Here is a 6232-nt window from a genome sequence, read left to right as displayed (position 1 = left end):
ATATCTCGTTTACTATAATTGGGAGAGGCCACATCAAGGTATCAATGGTAAAAAACCTATCGACATGGCAGCCCTAAACAACAAATAAACACACCTGATTCTATTGCTGAATTACCTAACCCTTACAGCAATGACAAATTGAAGTAAACAAAAAACGCCCCATCTTTTCAGATGGGGCGTTCTCCATATTGATCTTGTTAATATTATCCTGCAGATAAAGCTGCGGCACCACTTACGATCTCGGTAAGTTCGGTAGTGATGGCTGCCTGACGGGCTTGGTTATAGGCCAATTTAAGGGCTTTTAACAGGTCGCCTGCGTTTTCGGTCGCCTTGTCCATCGCGGTCATCCGGGCACCGTGCTCAGACGCGTAAGAGTCCAGAACGGCTTTGTAAACCTGTGTCTTGATGTTCTTAGGGATCAACTTGTCAATGATCTCTTCTTTAGATGGCTCCAGGATGTAATCAACCTGTACAACCGGTCCTTTAGTCTCGGCTATTTTGGTTGTTTTAACAACTTCGTCAACTTCAGCCTTTGGTACCGGCAGTAATTGCTCGCTGGTCAGGATCTGTACAGCGGCATTGCGGAATTGGTTGTACACCAGCTCTACCCTATCGTACTGTCCATTCAGGAATCCTTCCATCACGCTCTCGGTAATTTTGGCTACGTTAAGGAAGTTTAGATCGTTGTAAACATCGTTATTGTTTCCAATTACGTTGTATTTACGACGTTCATAAAACTCCTGCGATTTTTTACCGATAGATACGATAGATACGTTTCCGGCAGCCAATTGCTTGCTGTATTTATCAGCGATCAGGTTGTTAGCGGTCTTGATAGCATTGGTATTGAAAGCACCGGCCAAACCACGGTTCGATGTTACTACAATAACCAATACACGTACCGGCTCGCGATCTTGCAAGAACGGCGATGCGCCATCCTCTAAACTGGCCGATAGGTTAGCCAACAATTCCTTTAGCTTGGTAGCATAAGGGCGCAAAGCTACAATAGCATTGGTGGCACGCTTTAACTTAGCAGCCGAAACCATTTTCATGGCCTTGGTGATCTGCTGCGTAGAGCTTACCGACGATATCCTGTTTCTTACTTCTTTTAAATTAGCCATTCTTCTTTGAGTCTTAAGTCTTGAGTTCTAATTCTTAAGTTTAAGTCTTGAGTTCTAAGTCTTAAGTCATTTCTTGACTTAGGACTTTAGACTTTGGACTGTTAACTTCGGACTATTAACCTCAGACTTTAACCTTGGAACTATTTAGTATCTCAAGTCCGCATCTTTCGACTTTGGACTTGAGACTTTAGACTTTCAATTAGTACTTACCCGACAACTCCTTAGCTACTGACTCCAGTACGCTGGTGATGCTATCGTCCAGTTTGCCTGCCTTTAAGCCTGCTAATACTTCAGGGTGGCGTTGCTCTAACTGGGTAGTATATTCTGCCTCGAATTGGCGGATCTTGTTCACCGGTACGCTACGCATCAGGTTTTTAGTGCCGATGTAAACGATAGCAACTTGTTTCTCTACAGTTACCGGCGAGAATTGACCTTGTTTCAGGATCTCTACGTTACGTGCACCTTTGTCAATAACGCTCTTGGTAGAAGCGTCAAGGTCAGAACCGAATTTAGAGAAAGCCTCTAACTCGCGGTATTGAGCCTGATCCAATTTTAAGGTACCTGCTACTTTCTTCATTGATTTGATCTGCGCGTTACCACCTACACGTGATACCGAGATACCTACGTTAATAGCCGGACGAACACCCGCGTTGAACAGGTTAGACTCCAAGAAGATCTGACCATCGGTGATCGAGATAACGTTAGTTGGAATGTATGCAGATACGTCACCAGCTTGTGTCTCGATGATAGGCAATGCGGTTAATGAACCACCACCTTTTACTAAGTGCTTGATAGACTCAGGCAGGTCGTTCATCGCTTGCGCGATATTATCATTGCTGTTGATCTTAGCGGCACGCTCTAATAAACGGCTGTGCAGGTAAAACACGTCACCAGGATAAGCCTCACGGCCCGGTGGACGACGTAATAACAAAGAAACCTCACGGTAAGCTACCGCTTGTTTAGAAAGATCATCATAAACGATCAATGCCGGGCGACCTGTATCACGGAAGTACTCGCCAATGGCAGCACCCGCAAATGGCGCGAAGAACTGGGTCGGTGCAGGGTCAGACGCGTTAGCGGCTACTACGATAGAGTAAGCCATAGCGCCGTTCTCCTCTAAAGTACGAACGATGTTCGCTACTGTAGAAGCTTTTTGACCGCAAGCAACATATATACAAATTACAGGCTGGCCTGCATTGTAAAATTCTTTTTGGTTGATGATGGTATCGATACAAACCGCAGTTTTACCTGTTTGACGGTCACCAATAACCAACTCACGCTGGCCACGGCCGATAGGGATCATCGCGTCGATCGCTTTGATACCGGTCTGTAAAGGCTCGGTAACCGGCTGGCGATAGATAACACCCGGAGCTTTACGCTCTAAAGGCATCTCGTAAGTTTCGCCAACGATAGGTCCTTTACCGTCGATAGGTTCGCCCAGTGTGTTAACCACACGGCCCAACATACCTTCGCCTACTTTGATAGACGCGATCTTGTTGGTACGTTTAACGGTATCACCTTCTTTTACACCGTCTGACGGGCCTAACAATACAACACCTACGTTATCTTCTTCAAGGTTCAATACGATACCTTGTAAACTGTTATCAAATTCAACCAGCTCACCTGATTGTACTTTAGTAAGGCCGTAAACACGGGCAATACCATCACCCACTTGCAGTACAGTACCTACTTCCTCTAACTGAGTTGCTGACTGAAAGCCCGACAGTTGCTGACGCAAAATTGCCGATACTTCGTCTGGTCTAACCTCTACCATTTTTAATTTATTTTAAAGTCAGTTTTAATTTATTTTGTTACCCTTTGGGCAAATTCTTTTTTGATCGCGTTCAAACCGGTAGCTACGCTGGTATCTATCTGGCGGTCGCCAACGGTAAGTACAAAACCACCGATCAGATTTGGATCAACCTTGCTTTGTAAAGCCACCGATCCACCTGTGATTCGAGCAACTTCAGCCTTGATCACCTCCAGGTTAGCAGCCGATAAAGGCGATGCTGATACCACTTTAGCGTTAATGATCTTATTGATAAAGTTGTACTGGCTAACAAACTCCAGCGCGGTAGGATATAATATCTCTGCACGGGCTTTGCTCACCATGATATCAAAGAACGATATCGTTACTTTGCTTACCTTCTCGCCAAAGATCGCATGCAGGATGCTTTTCTTTTTGCCATGGGCAACGATAGGGTTACGCAATACCGCCTGAAGCTCTGTACTTGCTTTAAGTGTATTTACAAAAAGTTCCATATCAGCTTTCACCGGCTCAAGCGCTTTTTGCTCCTGTGCAAGATCGATCAATGATTTGGCGTACCTGGTCGCTACTGTTAATTCAGACATAGTTTTAATTTCGAAATTCGAAATGTCAAATTCGAATTGATAAATGAACCGCTAAGCGTCAAACACGAAACTTATTCGCATTTGAACTTTCGCATTTCGCAATTACTTCAGTTTCACTTCTTTTAATAGATCGGCAACCAATTCGTCTTGCTTGTGGGCGTCCTCTAATTGCTTGCGTAATATCTTTTCGGCTATCTCGATAGATAGGGTAGCTACCTGGTTCTTCACATCAGCCAAAGCAATTGCTTTTTGGTTGTTGATCTCTAAACGGGCGTTCTCTATCATACGGGCACCTTCTTTGTTAGCGATGTCCTTAGCTTCGTTAACGATCTGGTCTTTCAGTTTTTTAGCTTCAGCTAAGATCAGGTCGCGCTCGGCACGGGCTTGTTTCATTAACGACTCATTCTCGGCAGTTAATAAAGCCATCTCTTGCTTAGCAGCTTCGGCCTTCAGTAAAGCGTCCTCAATGAAACGCTCACGCTCGCCGATGGCAGCCATGATAGGTTTCCAGGCAAATTTACCAAGCAATACCAGCAAGATAATAAAAGCCACTGTAGACCAAACCACAAAACCTAAATGGTCGTTCAATAAACCATCAAATAATTCTTCCATTATATTTTAAGTTCTAAAACGTTAAGTTCAAAATTTTAATAAAGCATGGCCAGCGCCAACCGCAACCGTACCATGCTTTATAAGCGGCAATTACTTGCCTAATAGTGCAACTACCACACCGAATAAAGCAACACCTTCTACAAGGGCTGCAGCGATGATCATGGCAGTTTGAATTTTTGAAGCAGCTTCTGGCTGACGTGATATACCTTCCATGGCTTTACCACCGATCTGACCGATACCGATACCAGCACCGATAACTGCTAAACCTGCACCTAATGCAGCAATACTTCCAGTCATTGTTTTGAATTTAAAAGTTAAATATAATATATAGTTATTTACAAATTAATGGTGATGCTCCTCTACCGCGGTACCGATAAACAAAGCGGTAAGCATGGTAAAAATAAACGCCTGTAAAAAAGCGACCAGTAACTCCAGCACGTCCATAAATAATACGAACGCTACCGAAACAGGTGCAAGGAACAGGGATTTAAATATGAAGATCAACGATATTAAGCTTAGTACGATAATGTGACCTGCAGAGATGTTAGCATACAAACGGATCATCAATGCAAATGGCTTTGAAATGATACCGATCAGCTCTACAGGGATCATGATAGGATATAACCACAGTGGTACATCAGGCATAAAGATGTGTTTCCAGTAGTACTTGTTAGCACTAAAGTTAACGATAAGCAATACCGCTGTAGATAACATAAACGTGAACAGGATATTACCGGTAACGTTAGCACCACCCGGGAAAATAGGGATAAGACCTAACATGTTGTTGATCCAGATAAAGAAGAAAATGGTCAACAATACAGGCATATAACGTGCGTAGCGGTAACCGATATTAGGGCGGGCTATCTCATCACGAACAAATAAGATCACCGGCTCTATTAAAGACTGGAAACCTTTAGGCGCTTTGCCTTCGCGTTTTTTGTAAGCTGATGCTACACTTAAGAATATTATCAGCAATAAAATACCGCCTATCCATATCGCTAATACGTTTTTAGTGATAGAGAAATCATAAACATGTTTGGATGCTTCTTTATCTAACTCACCGGCCGCGTTAACAACTTTGATCTTGTCTTCGATCAGTTTGTAGGTGTAGTATTTACCCTCGTGAGCTTCGGTTCCGTGGTGGAAATTGCTGCTCGAAAAAAACTCGGTACCCTTGTCTGTAAACAAGATGATCGGCAACGGGATAGAGGTACTGCCACCAACATGCCAGTAATGCGAATCGCCAATGTGCTCCAAGATCGCAACAGTAGGATTGAAGGCCTCCGTTTCTGCGTTTTCAGCGTGTTCTGCGGGTTTTTCCTCTTGCTTAGCGAAACTTTGTACCGTTAGCAAAGTGAAAAAAACGCCTAAAAACGTGCTTAGGGTTACTTTTTTTATTTTCAAAATGTGCCTAAAATCCATTTAATTAATGTTTTTTACCGTTTGATTTGGTCGCGCAAGTTAGATAATAAGCTATAAATTTCAAAGGCCGTGTAGACGAAATATAAATAAAAAAATCCGCCGATAAATGGCAAACGGCTTTCAGGCTTATTTAAGGCATATATCAGGGCAAATGTCATGCACGCTAACAACTTTACAACCGTAGCCGCTAAAAATACTTGTACCCCTGTTTTGCTATCCCTTTGCTGCGCCAAAAGCACACTTTGCGATACCACAAAAGTAACGATCCCAAAAAACACGAACATCTTCCAGAATAACGGGTGTATCCACAATGCGTAACCCGTCTGCATTAAAACCAGCGGAGCCACGGCCACAATAGCCGTGAATATTAGAAAGGATATGATAAAGCGGATCAATTTTTAAGAGATCTGATAATAAGATATAATGATATTAATACACCTGCAAGCGACATAATAGCGGTCACCCACATAGGATCGTGCCTGGCCGACTCATCTATTTTATAGCCCGCAAAGGTCATCACACCAATAATAATGATCATCTGGAACGCTATCCCCGTGAACTTGACATAGTTGCGTGCGCCCCCGCCAAGGTCATTACCTTCATTTTTAGCCATCTGCAAATTTATTGATTCCTATCTATATTGTTTAGTAAATTAGCGTTTGATCTGAGCCTGCAAATAAACGGTGGCGGTTATAAAATTAACCGTTGCAAATACCGTTTAACAAAGG

8 protein-coding genes are annotated in these 6232 nt (G+C 43.2%); all 8 read right to left on the bottom strand.

Translation table 11 applies throughout. From position 1 onward, the window contains the following. Positions 1 to 203 precede the first annotated feature (203 nt). Positions 204 to 1118: an ATP synthase F1 subunit gamma gene (atpG, locus tag IRJ16_RS18965; RefSeq protein WP_194113220.1), complete on the bottom strand. Its 915-nt coding sequence runs from the start codon at positions 1116 to 1118 to the stop codon at positions 204 to 206. Between the two features lie 199 nt (positions 1119 to 1317). Beyond that, positions 1318 to 2892, bottom strand: coding sequence for a F0F1 ATP synthase subunit alpha (gene atpA / locus IRJ16_RS18960; RefSeq protein ID WP_194113219.1), 1575 nt, complete (start codon positions 2890 to 2892; stop codon positions 1318 to 1320). Positions 2893 to 2921: 29 nt separating this feature from the next. After that, a complete protein-coding gene (atpH, locus tag IRJ16_RS18955; RefSeq protein WP_194113218.1) occupies positions 2922 to 3470 on the bottom strand; it encodes an ATP synthase F1 subunit delta in 549 nt (182 codons plus the stop codon). Between the two features lie 102 nt (positions 3471 to 3572). Beyond that, a complete protein-coding gene (gene atpF / locus IRJ16_RS18950; protein WP_194113217.1) occupies positions 3573 to 4082 on the bottom strand; it encodes a F0F1 ATP synthase subunit B in 510 nt (169 codons plus the stop codon). Between the two features lie 90 nt (positions 4083 to 4172). Next, the gene (atpE, locus tag IRJ16_RS18945) at positions 4173 to 4379 is read right to left on the bottom strand and encodes an ATP synthase F0 subunit C (protein ID WP_194113216.1); all 207 of its coding nucleotides are present in this window, start codon (positions 4377 to 4379) and stop codon (positions 4173 to 4175) included. Between the two features lie 45 nt (positions 4380 to 4424). Continuing rightward, positions 4425 to 5504 carry a F0F1 ATP synthase subunit A gene (gene atpB, locus IRJ16_RS18940; protein ID WP_194113215.1) on the bottom strand — a complete coding sequence of 360 codons (1080 nt, stop codon included), beginning with the start codon at positions 5502 to 5504 and terminating at the stop codon, positions 4425 to 4427. A gap of 14 nt (positions 5505 to 5518) precedes the next feature. Continuing rightward, positions 5519 to 5899, bottom strand: a complete 381-nt coding sequence (locus IRJ16_RS18935; RefSeq protein ID WP_194113214.1) for a hypothetical protein — start codon at positions 5897 to 5899, stop codon at positions 5519 to 5521. Further along, on the bottom strand, positions 5896 to 6117 hold the full coding sequence (locus tag IRJ16_RS18930) for an AtpZ/AtpI family protein (protein ID WP_194113213.1): 222 nt from the start codon (positions 6115 to 6117) through the stop codon (positions 5896 to 5898). Before IRJ16_RS18930 ends, IRJ16_RS18935 begins: the two co-directional genes overlap by 4 nt. Positions 6118 to 6232 lie beyond the last annotated feature (115 nt).

This window comes from Mucilaginibacter myungsuensis (assembly GCF_015222005.1).
Lineage (GTDB): Bacteria > Bacteroidota > Bacteroidia > Sphingobacteriales > Sphingobacteriaceae > Mucilaginibacter > Mucilaginibacter myungsuensis.
This window is presented reverse-complemented; position numbering and strand designations above follow the sequence as displayed.